Source organism: Aeromonas sp. R2-2, assembly GCF_040908355.1.
In the GTDB taxonomy this organism is placed as follows: domain Bacteria; phylum Pseudomonadota; class Gammaproteobacteria; order Enterobacterales; family Aeromonadaceae; genus Aeromonas; species Aeromonas veronii.
Map to the genome: position 1 here is coordinate 1 of NZ_JBFODQ010000069.1, position 16,758 is coordinate 16,758.

Consider the following 16,758-nt stretch of genomic DNA (forward strand, 5'->3'; position numbering starts at 1 on the left):
TCGACCATTGAGGTCAGCACTTGCCGCTCCTTGCCATTGATGTGTCGAGTCAGCAAGCGGGCTTCCACTGTGTCCGGCAGGTGCGGCCACTTCTTCCTCGCCTGTGGGCTGGTGTTCAGCAAGACCAGTGCATCCTGGCGCCCCAGTTTGCGCACCACCTCGTATTGGGTGCCCTTTTTGAGCGGCAGCAACCAGTGCCGCTCGCAGCCGGTGGTTTGCCAGGCGTGGAGCAGGCCAAGTGAATAGAACCCCTTGTCGAACAGGGTCAGCGAGTGGTCCGGCGTGCGTGCGACAAGCTGTTCGGCCAACACCATCTCGTTGACGGCGCAGCTCTCCATGACGGCCTGCACAAGTCGGTGACTGGTCAGCTCCATCTGACAGAGCATGCGCACCTGCGGATAGGTGGTCTCGCCATGCTGCGTGCCGGGCTTGGCAAACTCGGCGGCATTGTCCGGGGTATCGGGGGGGCGCCACATCACGCCATCGACGGCGAGCAGTTGCAGCCTGGCCCAACCGGGATGATTGGCCTGCTGGTGCCAGAGAGAGGCGGTCTCGTGAAACAGCCGCTCAATGCTCTTGTCCCCCAGTTTTTGGCGAGCTTGCAGGAAGGCGCTGGGGGCGACAAAGGGGCGGTCGCCGGGCAACAGGATATCGAGCTGATTGACCAGCTGGGTCATGGGGACGTGGCGGAAGATAGCCATGCCGATGATGGCCCAGACCAGACGCTCCATAGGCATACGACGACGGCGCAGGGTCGCGACATCCTCTTCGGCGAGCAGCGTCGTGATGAGCTCGGGAGGAATGAGGTCGGAGAGTGACTCAAACTGAGCGGCATTACTGGCGTGCAGGAAATCGAGAGCCTGGTCGATACGCATAAAAATCCGAAACCAATCAACAGGTTTCGGATTTTTACACAACAGAAGGATCGGTCAATGGATCCTTAACTGATCGGCATTATGCCAATGGGCAAGCCTTTTACTGTTTGCCTATTTAGTGCGGCAAGCAATCAGATGCGGGGATGGCGGAGGCGATAACGCTCAGCCATGGCATTGGCCGCTACCATGGCGGCGTAGACATCCTGTTCACTCACTGTCATCGGCATGTTGCCCATGGTATCGAGGGGATCGCAGGCCAGCTGCGCCACCTTGCGCCACTCGCTTTCATCAAAGTGGGTGAGCCCCAGCTCTTGCAGCGTCATGGGCAGACCTGCACAGTCGATGATGCGAAACACCTCATCAAGTTCGTGTTGCGGGGCGCGCTCAAGCACGAGTTGGGTCAGCAGGCCGAAGACTACCTTCTCGCCATGCTGGGCGCGATGGAGCTCCGGGATCAGTGACATGCCGTTGTTGACGGCATGAGCTGCGGCCAGTCCACCGGCTTCGGCGCCGACCCCGCTGAGGTAGATGGTGGCCTCGATAACCTGCTCAAGCGCCGGGGTCGAGACATGGTGCCGTATCGCATCCATGGCCAGCTCGATGTTCTCACCAAGCAGCTCGTAACAGAGCTGTGCCAGACCAAGGCCAGTGCGTGAAGGGCGCTTGCCGACCAGATTGAGCCCGTCCGACCGATAACAGGCGCGCGCCTCGAAATAGGTGGCCAGGGCATCACCGACGCCTGCGGAAAAGAAGCGGGGAGGCGCGGCGGCAATGATGGCCGTGTCAGCCAGCACCACGTCCGGATTTTGCGGCAGGAACAGATAGCGCTCAAATTCCCCCGCCTGGTTGTAGATCACCGCCAGTGCCGTGCAGGGGGCATCTGTGGAGGCAATCGTCGGGAACAGCACAACCGGACGGCGCAGATAGAAGGCCACGGCCTTGGCGACATCCAGCGTCTTGCCGCCGCCGATCCCGACAATCACGTTCGCACCATATTGCTCTGCAAGGTGGGTCAGGCGGTGGATCTCCTGTTCGGTGCATTCGTAGCGAAACTTGTCGACCACTCCCCTGAGGCCTGCCTGCAAGAGCCCCGCCAAAGCTTCTTCCCGTACCCGCTCCAGAATGAACTCATCGCTGATGAGCAACGCATAGTCACCAAAATCTTTAACGTGTTCATGGAGTTGCGGGAGAAGGTGCTGACCGATGATGAACTTTTTGGGGGAGGTAACTGTACGGGGCAAAGTGGGCATCCATTATTCCTCAAGGCAGTGAATAACATAAAATTGATTATCAAATGGGTCTCTTACGATACGCCTGATGAGGCAATAGATGAAGAAGAAAAGGGGGGTGTTTTAATCATTAATTAATCTTTCTATTTATTTGGCTGTATTTTGGGGCGGCGATTGGCGGTGTTGAGGCATACAGGCGCAATGGCCGTATCGTGGCAATCCGTCGCAAGCCATATTGCTGCAACAAACAGTCACGCTGGCAACAAGCAGGACCGCTTGGTGCGGCCCTGCTGTATGTGGATAAGGGATAGGAGATCGTCAGAGCAGTTTGTAGAAGATTGCGGTTGCTGCAAGGGTGCCATCGGCGTTGCGTGCAAAGCTCGGGATCTGGCCCGCCTCCAGATAGCCGAGTTGACGATAAAGGTGGGAGGCCACATCACCGGCGCGAGTATCCAGCACCAGCAGCGAACGGCCCGCGGCATGGGCGCCTTGTTCCATTGCCTGCATCAGCGCACGACCGACACCTTTACCTCTCGCCGTTTGCAGTACCATCAATTTTTCCACTTCGGCCCGGTGGCGACCGTTGGCCTTGCCACAGAGCGCGAGCTGAATCGCTCCTACTATCTGTTGCTGCTCAAGGGCCAGCCACAGCTTTCGGTGATCAGCCGCCAGATCCGCTTCAATTCCTTGCCAGTAGCGAGCAGATTCCTCCGTGGTCAGCGGCGGTAAAAAACCGACCGAGGCGCCGCTATCGACACAATCTTGCAGCAGGGCGATGAGCGCGCTTTGGTAGGTCGCTGCGCTCTTAACTTCCACAATGTTCATCTGACATCCTTGTCGTTGCGCTGTTATGTGGCTGATTGCCACCGTTGGTTCATATGAGGTGGGTACGTATGCTCGCCGCGAGTACGGCTTGTCAGCGGATCAGCTCCTGCTCAACCAGCCAGGTAAACAGCAAGCGGGAGACGGGGGAGAGCTCATCGAGGTGAGAGCTGTCGAGCCAGCGCAGCTCGGCAATTTCGGCCGAGGCGATCGGGGTGCCGCTCGCTTCGCCGGTGTAGCAGCGCAGTCGCACCTCGACTCCTGCCGGTTTGCCATCGGCTTGGGCGCTGAACTCGCAGGCAAAGCGCAGGGTGTCGGGTTGCAGGGTGACAGCCAGCTCCTCCTCAATCTCGCGGATCAGCGCCGCCTCGTCGCTCTCGCCCGGTTCCCGCTTGCCGCCTGGGATGTAATAGATGCCCTTGCCGTGGGAGCGGGCGCAGAGCAGTTGCTGATCTTTAAAGGTGAGCCAGGCGAGTTTGTCGATCATCCGTTTTCTCTCCAATGGGGTTGCCGTGATGAGCAGTGGCGCATTCAAGCGCACAGTTGTTTTGCATGCCGGCAGCCTAACAAAGATGAAGTTGAGTCCCAAGGAGAAAGAGGGGATAGGCCGGAAACGCACTGTTTCCAGCGCGGTGACTGCGTAGCTGAATGAGTGCGCAATGGCTGGTTCGCCACAGCCTTCTCGTCCCTAAAAAAGTGGACTGGCGCACACCACGACAGGGCCGGACTGGGCGAAGGCGGGGCCCTTGTGGTTTAATCTTGCCACTTTAGCGGTAGTGGGCGACGGGCCTGCTACCTTGCGTGGGCAAGATGCAGGTGAGCAAGATGCAGATAGCAGCAGAGAGCAAGTTTATCGGACTCGGGGTCGCGGGCAATTTCGCCGGTCATCTGGAGCAGGCGGGCGAAGCGTCGGACTTCGTAGCGGTAGTGGTGCGTGACACCACGGCGCCCAAGGCGCTGTTTCCCTTTTTCGTGCCGGGCCATCCGGGTCAGCTCGGGGTATTCCCGTTGAGCGACAAGGCGATCTTCCTGCCGGAAGCGGCGGTCAGCGGTGACGAGAAGGTGCAGATCGAGCCGGAAGTGGCCCTCTGGTGCGAGCTTGAGTATGCCGACAAGCAGGTGGTGGCGATCCATCCCCGTGCCTTTGGCGCCTATAACGACTGCTCCATCCGTCGTCCCAACGCCAAGAAGATCAGCGAGAAGAAGAACTGGGGCGAAGAGAGCAAGGGGTTGGCGGCCAACCTGCTGCCGCTTTCCGGTTTTGCCGCCGGTTGCGAGCTCGATGAGTATCGTATCGCCTGCTATCTGGAGCGGGACGGTGAGCTGCACGCCTACGGGGTAGACAGCGCCGCCATCGACTACAGCTACTTCCACGGCAAGCTGCTCGACTGGGCCATCGACAAGTTCAATCATCAGCAGGATGAAGGGCCGGCGGAGCACATTCAGGGACTGCTGGCGCAGGCGGGACATCCTCCCCATGCGCTCATCAGTATCGGTGCCACCCGCTATACCCCGTTTGGCGAGACCCACTTCCTTAAACCGGGCGACACCTCCTGCGTAGTGGTCTACCCGGGCAGCCGTTATAGCGAAGCGGAGATCCGCGAGGCGATCCGCAGCCGCCACTTTGGTGCTGATATGTCGGTGCTGCTGCAGGCGGTGCAGGCGCGCTAATCAGGTTGGCTCGCGGGGAGGCCACAGCCATCCTGCGGGCTGCAACAAAGAGTCATTGATGAAGATTGATACTGCAACGCGGGCCGATTATCCGGCCCTGATCGATCTGTGGGAGGCCTCTGTTCGGGCGACCCACCACTTCCTGCCCGAGGCCGAGATCCTGGCTCTCAAACCGCTTATTCTGGAGCACTACTTCGATGCGGTGACACTGCACAGTGCCCGTACAGAAGAGGGGCTGATTACGGGTTTTAGCGGAGTGTACGAGGGCAAGCTGGAGATGCTGTTTGTGGCACCCGAGGCGCGCGGTAGTGGCGTGGGGGGCCGGCTGGTGGAACATGCCATCACGCAGGGCGGCGCGACGCAGGTTGACGTCAACGAGCAGAACGAACAGGCGGTGGGCTTCTATCTGAAGATGGGATTCACCGTGACGGGTCGTTCGCCGCTGGATGGTCAGGGCAAGCCCTATCCGCTGCTGCATATGGCGCTGGCGCCGACCTGATCGTGCCTGATGAGGCGCAGTACCCATAAACCAACAGGGGATGGCATCAGCCATCCCCTGTTTTTTTGATCGTGTTTGTTACTTGCTGGCGACCTTGTTCACCACCTTGATCAGTCGATAGCGCAGGGAGGGGGCATCGGCCGGCACATCGGTGAGCTGCTCCTTGCTGACAGTGAGCTGGTAGCGATAGCCAGGCTCGAACTGGAAACCTTCAATATTTTGGTAGAACAGCGTCCAGGGCTGCTGCTCATCACTGCGAACCTGCATGCACTGCATCGGGCCAACTCCGACGCAATCGACCAGCTGGCTGTTGATATATAGGGTCTCCCCCTGTGACGGGGCGGGGGCGCTCTGGCAGGCGGTCAGCAGCAAGGCTGCGCTGATAAACAGTGGTTTCATAATGGACTCCTTAACGCGAAAGGGGGCATTAGAGCGGCAAACAAAAAGGCGGTCAATGACCGCCTTTGTAACAAACCATATCAGCGCAGTGGTTAGCGCTGCTCGAGCGGAGTGAACTCGCGCAACGGGTGACCCACGTAGAGCTGGCGTGGGCGACCAATCTTGCTGTCCGGGTCTGAGTGGAACTCGTTCCAGTGCGCAATCCAGCCGATAGTGCGGGAGATGGCGAAGATCACGGTGAACATGCTCATCGGGATGCCGATCGCCTTCATGATGATACCGGAGTAGAAGTCTACGTTCGGGTAGAGTTTCTTCTCGACGAAGTAGGGGTCGGAGAGCGCAATACGCTCCAGCTCCATGGCTACGTCCAGCAGCGGATCCTTGATCTGCAGCTCGGTCAGTACTTCGTGGCAGGTTTCGCGCATCACGGTGGCACGGGGGTCGTGGTTCTTGTAGACGCGGTGACCGAAGCCCATCAGGCGGAACGGATCATTCTTGTCCTTGGCCTTGGCGATGTACTCGGGGATGCGATCCACCGAGCCGATCTCTTCCAGCATGCGCAGGCAGGCTTCGTTGGCACCACCGTGGGCCGGTCCCCACAGGGAGGCGATCCCCGCGGCGATACAGGCGAACGGGTTGGCACCGGAGGAGCCAGCCAGACGAACGGTGGAGGTGGAGGCGTTCTGCTCGTGATCCGCATGGAGGGTAAAGATACGATCCATGGCGCGTTCAACGATGGGGTTGACCTTGTACTCTTCGGTCGGCACGCCAAACATCATGTGCAGGAAGTTACCGGCATAGGAGAGGGCGTTACGCGGCTGCATGAACGGCTGGCCGATGGAGTACTTGTAACACATGGCGGCCAGAGTCGGCATCTTGGAGAGCAGACGGAAGGCACAGATCTCGCGATGCTGCTCGTTATTGATGTCGAGGGCATCGTGATAGAAGGCGGAGAGGGCGCTGACTACACCGCACATGATGGCCATGGGGTGGGAGTCACGACGGAAGCCGCGGAAGAAGAAGGCTATCTGCTCGTGCACCATGGTGTGGCGGGTGACCAGGCGTTCGAATTCGGCATATTGGGCCTTGGTCGGCGCTTCGCCGTACAGCAGGATATAGCAGACTTCCAGATAGGTGGCCTGGGTGGCCAACTGGGCGATGGGGTAACCACGGTGCAGCAAGACACCCTGATCCCCGTCAATGTAGGTAATGGCAGATTTGCAAGAACCGGTCGCCATAAAACCGGGGTCAAAGGTGAAATACCCCTGTGATCCCAATTTTCTGACATCGATGACATCCGGGCCGATGGTGCCGGAGAGGATCGGCAGTTCGACCGGATCTTTTCCGGGCAGGTGTAGGGTGGCTATCTTATCAGCCATAGCACGTCTCCTTTGCTCTTTATAATTTGGTTCCAGTCCTACTCTATTACGACTTTTATGACGCTGGCAAAGGTTGTTACCCATACCGAAGTGGCTGGAGCGCCTTATTTGAAACAGAGTTCCTTATCAATGTCAATTTTGCTGGAACCCCATTAATGGCATTAATGAAATGTTAAATTAAATATGCGATCGAGTTTGCGGTTTTGTGTTTTCTTTGTAGCTAATTGATTGTCTTCGGTTAAGGCCGCCGATATACTGCGCCACGTGGGTCATGGCTGCGGGTGTTTGAAACGCTTTGGCAAAGCCTGATGTGAAACCGAAAACTCGCGTTTTGGCTTTTTCAGAGTGTTTTGGTAACAAAAAACCAACAATCACCATTCCGTGCCCTCAAGTGTGAGTTAAAACAATAACTAACGTGCTCAATGGAGCTGAGTGGGCAAGCGTGAAAAACAAACAGAGACCGGTCAACCTCGACCTACAGACGATCAGCTTTCCTGTCACTGCCATTGCATCCATCCTGCACCGTGTTTCAGGGGTCATTACCTTTGTTGCACTGGGCATCTTGCTGTGGATGCTTGGTACTTCACTCGCCTCTCCCGAAGGGTTTGAAACCGTGGTTGCCATCATGGACAACTTCCTGGTCAAACTCGTGCTGTGGGGGATCCTGACTGCGCTGGCATACCACATTGTGGGCGGCTTGCGTCATCTGGTCATGGATATGGGCTATTGGGAAGAGCTGGAATCCGGCAATCAGAGCGCCCGCGTGGCCTTCGTGATCACCGCGATCCTGGCTGTATTGGCGGGAGTGCTTGTATGGTAACCAATTCTGCAACCTTCGGGCGCAGCGGCGTTCATGATTACATCCTGATCCGCGCCACCGCCCTCATCATGACCTGTTATGTCCTCTATCTGGTGGGCTTTGTCGCGTTCAACGACATCACCTACGAGGTGTGGGCAGGCTTCTTCGCCAAAACATTCACCAAAGTATTCACCCTGTTGACCCTGCTCTGCGTACTGATCCACGCCTGGATTGGTCTGTGGCAGGTGCTGACTGACTATATCAAGCCGGTAGGGCTGCGCGGGGCGCTGCAATTTGCCCTGGTCGTGGTGCTGTTTGTCTATCTGATGACGGGTTTCGTCGTGCTGTGGGGTGTGTAAGGTGACTATTCCAACTCGTGAATTTGATGCGGTGGTTATTGGTGCCGGTGGTGCCGGTATGCGCGCCGCGCTGCAGATTGCCCAGTCCGGCAAGAGCTGCGCTCTGTTGTCCAAGGTTTTTCCAACCCGTTCTCACACTGTCTCCGCCCAGGGCGGGATCACGGTTGCGCTGGGCAATGCCCACGATGACAACTGGCAGTGGCATATGTATGACACGGTAAAAGGTTCCGATTACATCGGTGATCAGGAAGCCATCGAGTACATGTGCAAAACCGGTCCCGAGGCTATCTATGAGCTGGAGAACATGGGGCTGCCCTTCTCCCGTTTCGATAACGGGTCTGTCTACCAGCGTCCGTTTGGTGGTCAGTCCAAGAATTTCGGTGGCGAGCAGGCTGCTCGTACCGCAGCGGCCGCCGACCGTACCGGTCACGCCCTGCTGCACACCCTTTACCAACAGAACGTCAAGAACAAGACCACCGTTTTCTCCGAGTGGTATGCGCTGGATCTGGTGAAAAACCAGGATGGCCATGTGGTGGGTTGTACCGCCATCGATATGGAGAGCGGTGAAGTGGTCTACTTCAAGGCCAAGGCCACCGTGCTGGCGACTGGCGGTGCCGGTCGTATCTACCAGTCCACCACCAACGCTCACATCAATACAGGTGACGGTGTCGGTATGGCGCTGCGTGCCGGTGTCGGCGTGCAGGACATGGAGATGTGGCAGTTCCACCCGACCGGCATCGCCGGGGCAGGGGTGCTGGTAACTGAAGGCTGCCGTGGTGAAGGTGGCTATCTGCTCAATAAAGATGGCGAGCGCTTCATGGAGCGTTACGCGCCGAACGCCAAGGACTTGGCCGGTCGCGACGTGGTGGCCCGCTCCATCATGATCGAGATCCGTGAAGGCCGTGGCTGCGATGGTCCCTGGGGCCCGCACATCAAGCTCAAGCTGGATCACCTCGGCAAAGAGGTGCTGGAATCCCGTCTGCCGGGGATCTGCGAGCTCTCTCGCACCTTCGCCCACGTGGATCCGGTCAAAGAGCCGATCCCGATCATTCCGACCTGCCACTACATGATGGGCGGCGTGCCGACCAACGTGAATGGCCAGTGCCTGACCCAGGACAAGAACGGCAACGACGTGCCGGTGGTCGGTCTGTTTGCGGTGGGCGAGATTGCCTGCGTCTCGGTGCACGGCGCCAACCGTCTGGGCGGCAACTCCCTGCTGGATCTGGTGGTGTTCGGCCGCGCTGCTGGCATGCATCTGGTCAACACTCTGGGCGAGATGGAGCACGGTCGTGATGCTTCCGAGTCGGATCTGGATGCCGCACTGGCCCGCTTCAACCGCTGGGAAAATTGCCGTGACGGTGAAGACCCGGTGCAGATCCGCAAAGACCTGCAGCGCTGCATGCAGAACAACTTCTCCGTATTCCGCGAAGGTGCGGCGATGGCAGAAGGGTTGGCCGAGCTCAAAGTTATCCGCGAGCGCCTCAAGTCAGCTCGTTTGGATGACACCTCCAAAGAGTTCAACACCCAGCGCATCGAGTGCCTGGAGCTGGACAACCTGATGGAGACGGCGTTTGCCACGGCGGTTGCCGCCAACTTCCGTACCGAGAGTCGCGGTGCTCACTGCCGCTTTGACTTCCCGGATCGCGACGATGAGAACTGGCTGTGCCACAGCCTCTATCATCCGGACACCGAGTCCATGACCCGTCGCGCTGTCAACATGTCACCCAAGACCCGTGAGGCGTTCCCGCCCAAGGTCCGGACTTACTGATTGCGGAGCCAGCCCTATGAACGTCACATTCTCTGTCTACAGATACAATCCGGATGTTGATAACGTCCCCCATATGAAGGAATATCGTCTTGATATTCCTGAAGGTTCCGACATGATGGTGCTCGACGCACTGATCCAGTTGAAAGAGCTGGATCCCACGCTCGCCTTCCGCCGCTCTTGCCGCGAAGGGGTCTGTGGATCAGACGGTCTCAACATGAATGGCAAGAACGGTCTTGCCTGTATCACCCCGCTCTCCGACCTGCTGAAGAAGGGCAATAACGTCGTTATCCGCCCCTTACCCGGCCTGCCGGTGATCCGTGATCTGGTGATCGACATGACCCAGTTCTACACCCAGTGGGAGAAGGTCAAACCCTTCCTCATCAATGATGACAAGTTGCCGCCGGTGCGTGAGCACCTGCAATCCCCCGAAGAGCGCGCCAAGCTTGACGGCCTGTACGAGTGCATTCTCTGTGCCTGCTGCTCCACTTCGTGCCCCTCCTTCTGGTGGAATCCCGACAAGTTCATCGGTCCGGCCGGGCTGCTCGCCGCCTACCGCTGGCTGGCTGACAGCCGCGACACCGCGACCACCGAACGACTGGGGAATCTGGACGACGCCTTCAGCGTGTTCCGCTGCCATGGCATCATGAACTGCGTGAACGTCTGTCCGAAAGGCTTGAACCCGACCAAGGCGATTGGCCAGATCAAGTCGATGTTGCTCAATCGGGCTGTTTAGTATCAGGGCCGGCCACGTGCTGGCCCGACCTCTGGATAGCCATCCGACCCGTGGCAGGATGGCTATTTGACCCCTACAAGCTGCGCAGCAGTAACAAGAAGTACAAGGGATAGAAATGCATAACGGCGTGATGAAGGCCTGGTTGGAGTCATCTCACCTGGCTGGTGCGAATGCAAGCTATATCGAGGATTTGTACGAATCCTTCCTGGAAAATCCTGAGTCCGTGTCCGATGAGTGGCGCAGCCTGTTTAGCGAGCTGCCCCAGGTCAATGGCCATGCGGTTGAACAACCCCACTCCCAGGTCCGCGATTATTTCCGTCGTCTGGCCAAGGATCCCTCTCGCTACAGTGCCCCCGTCTCCGATCCGCAAGTGGATGCAAAGCAGGTGCGGGTATTGCAGCTGATCAACGCCTTCCGTTTCCGTGGTCACCAGAATGCCAATCTGGACCCGCTGGGCCTGTGGCAGCGTGAAACCGTTGCCGAACTGGATCCTGCGTTCCACAACCTGCAGGGCGCAGATATGGAAGCCACCTTCAATGTGGGCTCCTACGCCATCGGTCGCGAGACCATGGTGCTCTCCGACCTCTACGCCTCGCTGAAGAAGACCTATTGCGGCTCCATCGGCGCCGACTACATGCACCTCACCTCCACGGAAGAGAAGCGCTGGCTGCAACAGCGTCTCGAATCCATTGAAGGGAAGGGGAGCTACACCCTCGAAGAGAAGACCCGTTTCCTCGAGAGCCTGACCGCTGCCGAAGGGCTGGAGAAATATCTGGGCGCCAAGTTCCCGGGAGCCAAGCGCTTCTCGCTGGAAGGTGGCGACGCCATGATCCCCATGCTCAAGGAGCTGATCCGTCGTGCCGGTGAGCAGGGCTGCAAAGAGGCCGTTATCGGTATGGCCCACCGCGGTCGTCTCAACGTGCTGATCAACGTGCTGGGTAAACGGGCGCAGGACCTGTTCGACGAGTTTGCCGGCAAGCATGGCGAATCCTGGGGCACCGGTGATGTGAAGTACCATATGGGCTTCTCCTCCGACTTCGCCACCCCGGGTGGCAACGTCCACCTTGCGCTGGCGTTCAACCCATCTCACCTCGAGATCGTCAACCCTGTGGTCATCGGCTCGGTCCGTGCCCGGATGGATCGTCGCGGTGACAAGGATGGCTCCAGCGTGTTGCCCATCACCATTCACGGTGACTCGGCCATGGCCGGTCAGGGCGTGGTGGCCGAGACCTTCAACATGTCCCAGACCCGTGCCTATGGTGTCGGCGGGACGGTGCGCATCGTCATCAACAACCAGGTTGGTTTCACCACCTCCTATATCCGTGACCTGCGTTCCACCGAATATTGCACCGACATCGCCAAGGCGGTGCAGGCGCCGGTGCTGCACGTCAACGGGGATGATCCGGAGGCTGTGGTGCTGGTGACCCAGATTGCACTGGATTACCGCAATACCTTCAAACGCGACGTGGTGATCGAGCTAGTCTGCTACCGTCGTCACGGTCACAACGAAGCGGATGAGCCGAGCGCCACCCAGCCTTTGATGTACCAGAAGATCAAGCAGCACCCGACCCCGCGCAAGATCTACGCCGATCAGCTGGTGGCCGAGGGGAGCCTCGCCCAGGAGCGGGCGACCGAACTGGTCAACGAGTATCGCGAAGCGCTGGATCGCGGCGAGCGGGTGAGCAAGGAGTGGCGGCCGATGGAGCTGCACTCCGTCGACTGGACCCCTTATCTGGGCCACGACTGGAACATGGCCTATGAGAGTGCCGTGCCGATGGATCACCTCAAGAGCCTCGGCGAGCGGGTGAGCCAGTATCCGGCGACCCACGTGCTGCAGCGTCAGGTCGAGAAGATTTACGAAGACCGCCGTCTGATGGCCGCTGGCGAGAAGTTGGTGGATTGGGGCTTTGCCGAGACTCTGGCCTACGCCACTCTGGTGGACAAGGGGTCCCGTATCCGCTTTACCGGTGAAGACTCCGGCCGTGGCACCTTCTTCCACCGCCACGCCGTACTCCACAGCCAGACCGATGCCAGCACCTACACCCCGCTGTGCAACCTGCACGACGAGCAGGGCCCGTTCGAGGTGTATGACTCTGTGCTGACCGAGAACGCGGTTCTGGCCTTTGAATATGGCTACGCCAGCGCCGAGCCGGCTGGCCTCACCATCTGGGAAGCCCAGTTCGGCGATTTCGCCAACTGTGCCCAGGTAGTGGTGGATCAGTTCCTCTCCTCCGGTGAGCAGAAGTGGGGCCGGATGTGCGGCCTGACCATGCTGCTGCCGCACGGTTACGAGGGGCAGGGGCCGGAGCACTCCTCCGCCCGTCTGGAGCGTTATCTGCAGATGTGTGCCCAGCACAACATGCAGGTGTGCGTGCCCTCTACCCCGGCGCAGGTGTTCCATATGCTGCGTCGTCAGGTTGTGCGCCCGATGCGTCGTCCGCTCATCGTCATGACGCCCAAATCCCTGCTGCGCCATCCGCTGGCGGTGAGCAAGCTTGAAGAGCTGGCGGAAGGTACCTTCCAGAACGCCATCGGCGAGATCGATGCGCTGGATCCGAAAGCGGTCAAGCGGGTGGTCTTCTGCTCCGGCAAGGTCTACTACGACTTGCTCGATGCCCGTCGCAAGGCCGAGCAGCAAGATGTGGCACTGGTGCGAATTGAGCAGCTCTACCCCTTCCCGGAAGAGGAAGTGCGCGCCATTCTGGCCGATTACAGCCACGTCACCGACTTTGTCTGGTGTCAGGAAGAGCCGCAGAACCAGGGCGCCTGGTACTGCACCCGTCACCACTACGATGGCGTGCTGCCAGCCGGAGCCACCCTGCGTTATGCCGGTCGCCCCGCGTCAGCCTCACCGGCCGTCGGTTACATGTCTGTCCACGCCAAGCAGCAAAAAGCCTTGGTGGAAGATGCCCTTACCCTGTAAAGCCTCTGGCATAGAAGTAAAAAGGAACTGATTGGATGACTATCGAAATCAAGGTACCGGATCTGCCGGAATCAGTGGCCGATGCCACTATCGCCACCTGGCACAAAAAACCGGGCGATCTGGTCGCCCGTGACGAAGTGCTGGTCGACATCGAGACCGACAAGGTGGTGCTGGAAGTGCCGGCACCGCAAGCCGGTGTGCTGGGGGATATTCTGCAAGGGGAAGGGGCGACCGTGTTGTCCCGTCAACTGATTGCCATCCTCACCGCCGCCCCGGTGGCCGGTGAAGAGACCAAAGAGAAACCCGCTGAAGCGGTTGCCGATGATGGTGCCGATGGCTTGAGCCCCTCGGTGCGCCGCCTGATTGGCGAGCACGACATCGACGTGACCAAGCTGACCGGTACCGGCAAGGGTGGTCGCATCACCAAGGATGATGTGGAAGCCTTCATCAAGGCCAAGAGCCAGCCTGCGGCAGCCGCACCGGTCGCAACTGCAGCCCCGGCAGTCAAGGTTGCCCCGCTGGGTGGTCGTACCGACAAGCGGGTACCGATGACCCGTCTGCGCAAGCGCATTGCCGAGCGTCTGCTGGAAGCGAAAAACACCACCGCCATGCTGACCACTTTCAACGAGGTCAACATGAAGCCCATCATGGATCTGCGCAAGCAGTACGGCGAGATCTTCGAGAAGAAGCACGGCATCAAGCTCGGCTTTATGTCCTTCTACGTGAAGGCGGTGGTGGAGTCCCTCAAACGCTATCCGGAAGTGAACGCGGCGCTCGATGGCGATGACGTGGTTTACCACAACTACTTCGACGTCAGCATCGCCGTCTCGACCCCCCGTGGTCTGGTGACGCCGGTGCTGCGCGACTGTGACAACATGAGCCTGGCGGACATCGAGAAGGCCATAAAGGATCTGGCGGGCAAGGGCCGTGACGGCAAGCTGACCGTGGATGAACTGACTGGCGGCAACTTCACCATCACCAACGGTGGCGTGTTCGGCTCCCTGATGTCCACCCCGATCATCAACCCGCCCCAGAGCGCCATTCTGGGCATGCACAAGATCCAGGATCGCCCGATGGCCGTCGACGGCAAGGTCGAGATCCTGCCGATGATGTATCTGGCGCTCTCCTACGATCACCGTCTCATCGACGGACGCGAATCGGTAGGCTTTCTGGTCTCCGTCAAGGAGCTGCTGGAAGACCCGACCCGTCTGTTGCTGGACGTCTAAGCCTATGGCACCCGGGCAAGGGGTTTTCGCCCCGAGCCGAACGTGCTGCTGGACGTTTGAGTAATACCCGAGCGATTGAAAGATAACGAGGGGCCGCCCAGGCCCCCATTCACAGGGGATTGAGAAACACCAGCCCCGGACGGAAATACCTACAACACGGATAGAGCATCTATGAATCTGCATGAATATCAGGCAAAACAGCTGTTTGCCGAGTATGGCCTGCCGGTCTCCGAAGGTTATGCCTGTGCTACCCCACAAGAAGCGGCCGAAGCGGCCGACAAGATTGGCGGCAATACCTGGGTCGTCAAATGCCAGGTACATGCCGGTGGCCGCGGTAAAGCGGGCGGCGTGAAAGTGGCCAAGAGCAAGGATGAGATCCGAGCCTTCGCCCAGAACTGGCTTGGCAAAAATCTGGTGACCTACCAGACCGACGCCAACGGCCAGCCGGTCACCAAGATCCTGGTGGAATCTTGCACCGACATCGCCAAAGAGCTCTACCTGGGCGCCGTAGTTGACCGTGGTTCGCGCCGCGTGGTCTTCATGGCCTCAACCGAAGGTGGCGTGGATATCGAGAAGATCGCCCACGAAACCCCCCATCTGATCCACAAGGCGGCCATTGATCCGCTGGTGGGTCCGCAGGCTTATCAGGCCCGCGAACTGGCCTTCAAACTGGGTCTGGTCGGCGATCAGATCAAACAGTTCACCAAGATCTTCATGGGTCTGGGCCAGATGTTCCTGGATTGCGATTTCGCGCTGCTGGAGATCAACCCGCTGGTGATCACCGCGCAGGGCAACCTGCACTGCCTGGATGGCAAGATCAACATCGACGCCAACGCACTGTATCGTCAGCCCAAGCTGCGCGAAATGCACGACCCGTCACAGGATGACCCCCGCGAAGCGCACGCTGCCCAGTGGGAGCTGAACTATGTGGCCCTCGATGGCAACATCGGCTGCATGGTCAACGGCGCGGGTCTGGCCATGGGCACCATGGACATCGTCAACCTGCACGGCGGCAAGCCGGCCAACTTCCTTGACGTCGGCGGCGGCGCCACCAAGGAGCGCGTAACCGAGGCGTTCAAGATCATCCTCTCCGACAGCAACGTCAAAGCGGTGCTGGTCAACATCTTCGGCGGCATCGTGCGCTGCGACATGATCGCGGAAGGCATTATCGGTGCGGTCAAGGAAGTGGGGGTCAAGGTGCCCGTCGTGGTCCGTCTGGAAGGCAACAACGCCGAGCTGGGTGGTATCAAGCTGGCCGAGAGCGGCCTCAACATCATTGCGGCCAAGAGTCTGACCGATGCCGCGCAGCAAGTCGTCAAAGCAGCGGAGGCCAACTGATGAGCGTACTGATCAACAAGGACACCCGAGTCATCTGCCAGGGCTTTACCGGCGGTCAGGGTACTTTCCACTCCGAGCAGGCGCTCTCCTATGGTACCCAGCTGGTGGGCGGCGTCTCTCCGGGTAAGGGCGGCACCACCCATCTGGGCCTGCCGGTGTTCAACACCGTCCGTGACGCGGTCGAAGCGACCGGCGCCACCGCCTCCGTCATCTATGTGCCGGCGCCGTTCTGCAAGGACGCGATCCTGGAAGCGATCGACGCGGGCATCAAGCTGATTGTCACCATCACCGAAGGCATCCCGACGCTGGATATGCTGGACGTCAAAGTGAAGCTGCAAGAGACCGGCGTGCGGATGATCGGCCCCAACTGCCCGGGCGTTATCACCCCGGGTGAGTGCAAGATCGGCATCATGCCGGGCCACATTCACAAGCCGGGCAAGGTGGGTATCGTCTCCCGCTCCGGCACCCTGACCTACGAAGCGGTCAAGCAGACCACTGACGAGGGCTTTGGCCAGTCCACCTGCGTCGGTATCGGTGGCGACCCCATCCCGGGCTCCAACTTTATCGACATTCTGGAGATGTTCCAGAACGACCCGCAGACCGAAGCGATCGTGATGATCGGCGAGATCGGCGGCAACGCCGAGGAAGACGCTGCCGCCTATATCAAGGCCCACGTCACCAAGCCGGTGGTCTCCTATATCGCGGGTGTTACTGCCCCTCCCGGCAAGCGGATGGGCC

General features: G+C 59.3%; 17 protein-coding genes. 10 read left to right on the forward strand and 7 right to left on the reverse strand.

The window, feature by feature from the left end; genetic code table 11:
• The 4 genes from AB5Z09_RS14275 to AB5Z09_RS14290 form a co-directional block, all read right to left on the reverse strand.
• A partial coding sequence (locus AB5Z09_RS14275; protein WP_368195534.1) for an IS4 family transposase occupies positions 1–875 on the reverse strand: 875 nt, incomplete at its 3' end.
• Between the two features lie 131 nt (positions 876–1,006).
• Positions 1,007–2,125 (reverse strand): glycerol dehydrogenase, encoded by a 1,119-nt coding sequence (locus AB5Z09_RS14280; protein WP_194496129.1) that lies wholly within the window; start codon positions 2,123–2,125, stop codon positions 1,007–1,009.
• 297 nt (positions 2,126–2,422) lie between these two features.
• On the reverse strand, positions 2,423–2,929 hold the full coding sequence (locus AB5Z09_RS14285; RefSeq protein ID WP_368195535.1) for an N-acetyltransferase family protein: 507 nt from the start codon (positions 2,927–2,929) through the stop codon (positions 2,423–2,425).
• A gap of 91 nt (positions 2,930–3,020) precedes the next feature.
• The gene (locus AB5Z09_RS14290) at positions 3,021–3,413 is read right to left on the reverse strand and encodes an NUDIX domain-containing protein (RefSeq protein ID WP_309507191.1); all 393 of its coding nucleotides are present in this window, start codon (positions 3,411–3,413) and stop codon (positions 3,021–3,023) included.
• Between the two features lie 338 nt (positions 3,414–3,751).
• On the opposite strand from AB5Z09_RS14290, the gene AB5Z09_RS14295 reads away from it, so the two are divergent.
• Together AB5Z09_RS14295 and AB5Z09_RS14300 are read left to right on the forward strand one after the other, a co-directional pair.
• Positions 3,752–4,597: a DUF5718 family protein gene (locus tag AB5Z09_RS14295; protein ID WP_368195536.1), complete on the forward strand. Its 846-nt coding sequence runs from the start codon at positions 3,752–3,754 to the stop codon at positions 4,595–4,597.
• A 58-nt stretch (positions 4,598–4,655) separates the two neighbouring features.
• Complete coding sequence (locus AB5Z09_RS14300; protein WP_368195537.1) at positions 4,656–5,096, forward strand: acetyltransferase; 441 nt, start codon at positions 4,656–4,658, stop codon at positions 5,094–5,096.
• Positions 5,097–5,174: 78 nt separating this feature from the next.
• Here AB5Z09_RS14300 and AB5Z09_RS14305 read toward each other — a convergent pair whose 3' ends face one another.
• From AB5Z09_RS14305 to AB5Z09_RS14315, 3 genes are all read right to left on the reverse strand, one after another.
• Positions 5,175–5,495: a DUF4377 domain-containing protein gene (locus tag AB5Z09_RS14305; RefSeq protein WP_005333575.1), complete on the reverse strand. Its 321-nt coding sequence runs from the start codon at positions 5,493–5,495 to the stop codon at positions 5,175–5,177.
• A gap of 92 nt (positions 5,496–5,587) precedes the next feature.
• Positions 5,588–6,874: a citrate synthase gene (locus AB5Z09_RS14310; RefSeq protein WP_005333572.1), complete on the reverse strand. Its 1,287-nt coding sequence runs from the start codon at positions 6,872–6,874 to the stop codon at positions 5,588–5,590.
• Positions 6,875–7,051: 177 nt separating this feature from the next.
• Positions 7,052–7,252 (reverse strand): hypothetical protein, encoded by a 201-nt coding sequence (locus tag AB5Z09_RS14315; RefSeq protein ID WP_124929313.1) that lies wholly within the window; start codon positions 7,250–7,252, stop codon positions 7,052–7,054.
• Positions 7,253–7,316: 64 nt separating this feature from the next.
• Between AB5Z09_RS14315 and sdhC the strand changes: the two genes are divergently transcribed.
• The 8 genes from sdhC to sucD all read left to right on the forward strand — a co-directional run.
• Positions 7,317–7,694 (forward strand): succinate dehydrogenase cytochrome b556 subunit, encoded by a 378-nt coding sequence (gene sdhC / locus AB5Z09_RS14320; RefSeq protein ID WP_005333571.1) that lies wholly within the window; start codon positions 7,317–7,319, stop codon positions 7,692–7,694.
• On the forward strand, positions 7,688–8,032 hold the full coding sequence (gene sdhD, locus AB5Z09_RS14325) for a succinate dehydrogenase, hydrophobic membrane anchor protein (protein ID WP_005333558.1): 345 nt from the start codon (positions 7,688–7,690) through the stop codon (positions 8,030–8,032). The genes sdhC and sdhD overlap by 7 nt, the downstream gene beginning before the upstream one ends.
• 1 nt (position 8,033) lies before the next feature.
• On the forward strand, positions 8,034–9,800 hold the full coding sequence (gene sdhA, locus AB5Z09_RS14330; RefSeq protein ID WP_013723668.1) for a succinate dehydrogenase flavoprotein subunit: 1,767 nt from the start codon (positions 8,034–8,036) through the stop codon (positions 9,798–9,800).
• 16 nt (positions 9,801–9,816) lie between these two features.
• On the forward strand, positions 9,817–10,533 hold the full coding sequence (locus AB5Z09_RS14335) for a succinate dehydrogenase iron-sulfur subunit (protein WP_005333549.1): 717 nt from the start codon (positions 9,817–9,819) through the stop codon (positions 10,531–10,533).
• Between the two features lie 115 nt (positions 10,534–10,648).
• Positions 10,649–13,456: a 2-oxoglutarate dehydrogenase E1 component gene (gene sucA, locus AB5Z09_RS14340; protein ID WP_368195538.1), complete on the forward strand. Its 2,808-nt coding sequence runs from the start codon at positions 10,649–10,651 to the stop codon at positions 13,454–13,456.
• A 35-nt stretch (positions 13,457–13,491) separates the two neighbouring features.
• The gene (gene odhB, locus AB5Z09_RS14345; protein ID WP_267529738.1) at positions 13,492–14,682 is read left to right on the forward strand and encodes a 2-oxoglutarate dehydrogenase complex dihydrolipoyllysine-residue succinyltransferase; all 1,191 of its coding nucleotides are present in this window, start codon (positions 13,492–13,494) and stop codon (positions 14,680–14,682) included.
• Between the two features lie 171 nt (positions 14,683–14,853).
• Positions 14,854–16,020: an ADP-forming succinate--CoA ligase subunit beta gene (gene sucC, locus AB5Z09_RS14350; RefSeq protein WP_005361097.1), complete on the forward strand. Its 1,167-nt coding sequence runs from the start codon at positions 14,854–14,856 to the stop codon at positions 16,018–16,020.
• Positions 16,020–16,758: succinate--CoA ligase subunit alpha (gene sucD / locus AB5Z09_RS14355; protein WP_368195539.1), on the forward strand; the 739-nt coding region annotated here is incomplete at its 3' end. The genes sucC and sucD, both read left to right, overlap by 1 nt.

Coding starts and splice junctions, on each gene's coding strand:
- AB5Z09_RS14310 (WP_005333572.1), bottom strand. CDS start 6,874: ATGGCTGATAAGATAGCCACCCTACACCTGCCCGGAAAAGATCCGGTC.
- sucA (WP_368195538.1), top strand. CDS start 10,649: ATGCATAACGGCGTGATGAAGGCCTGGTTGGAGTCATCTCACCTGGCT.
- AB5Z09_RS14305 (WP_005333575.1), bottom strand. CDS start 5,495: ATGAAACCACTGTTTATCAGCGCAGCCTTGCTGCTGACCGCCTGCCAG.
- AB5Z09_RS14335 (WP_005333549.1), top strand. CDS start 9,817: ATGAACGTCACATTCTCTGTCTACAGATACAATCCGGATGTTGATAAC.
- AB5Z09_RS14280 (WP_194496129.1), bottom strand. CDS start 2,125: ATGCCCACTTTGCCCCGTACAGTTACCTCCCCCAAAAAGTTCATCATC.
- odhB (WP_267529738.1), top strand. CDS start 13,492: ATGACTATCGAAATCAAGGTACCGGATCTGCCGGAATCAGTGGCCGAT.
- sdhD (WP_005333558.1), top strand. CDS start 7,688: ATGGTAACCAATTCTGCAACCTTCGGGCGCAGCGGCGTTCATGATTAC.
- AB5Z09_RS14300 (WP_368195537.1), top strand. CDS start 4,656: ATGAAGATTGATACTGCAACGCGGGCCGATTATCCGGCCCTGATCGAT.
- sucC (WP_005361097.1), top strand. CDS start 14,854: ATGAATCTGCATGAATATCAGGCAAAACAGCTGTTTGCCGAGTATGGC.
- AB5Z09_RS14315 (WP_124929313.1), bottom strand. CDS start 7,252: ATGGTGATTGTTGGTTTTTTGTTACCAAAACACTCTGAAAAAGCCAAA.
- AB5Z09_RS14295 (WP_368195536.1), top strand. CDS start 3,752: ATGCAGATAGCAGCAGAGAGCAAGTTTATCGGACTCGGGGTCGCGGGC.
- AB5Z09_RS14285 (WP_368195535.1), bottom strand. CDS start 2,929: ATGAACATTGTGGAAGTTAAGAGCGCAGCGACCTACCAAAGCGCGCTC.
- AB5Z09_RS14290 (WP_309507191.1), bottom strand. CDS start 3,413: ATGATCGACAAACTCGCCTGGCTCACCTTTAAAGATCAGCAACTGCTC.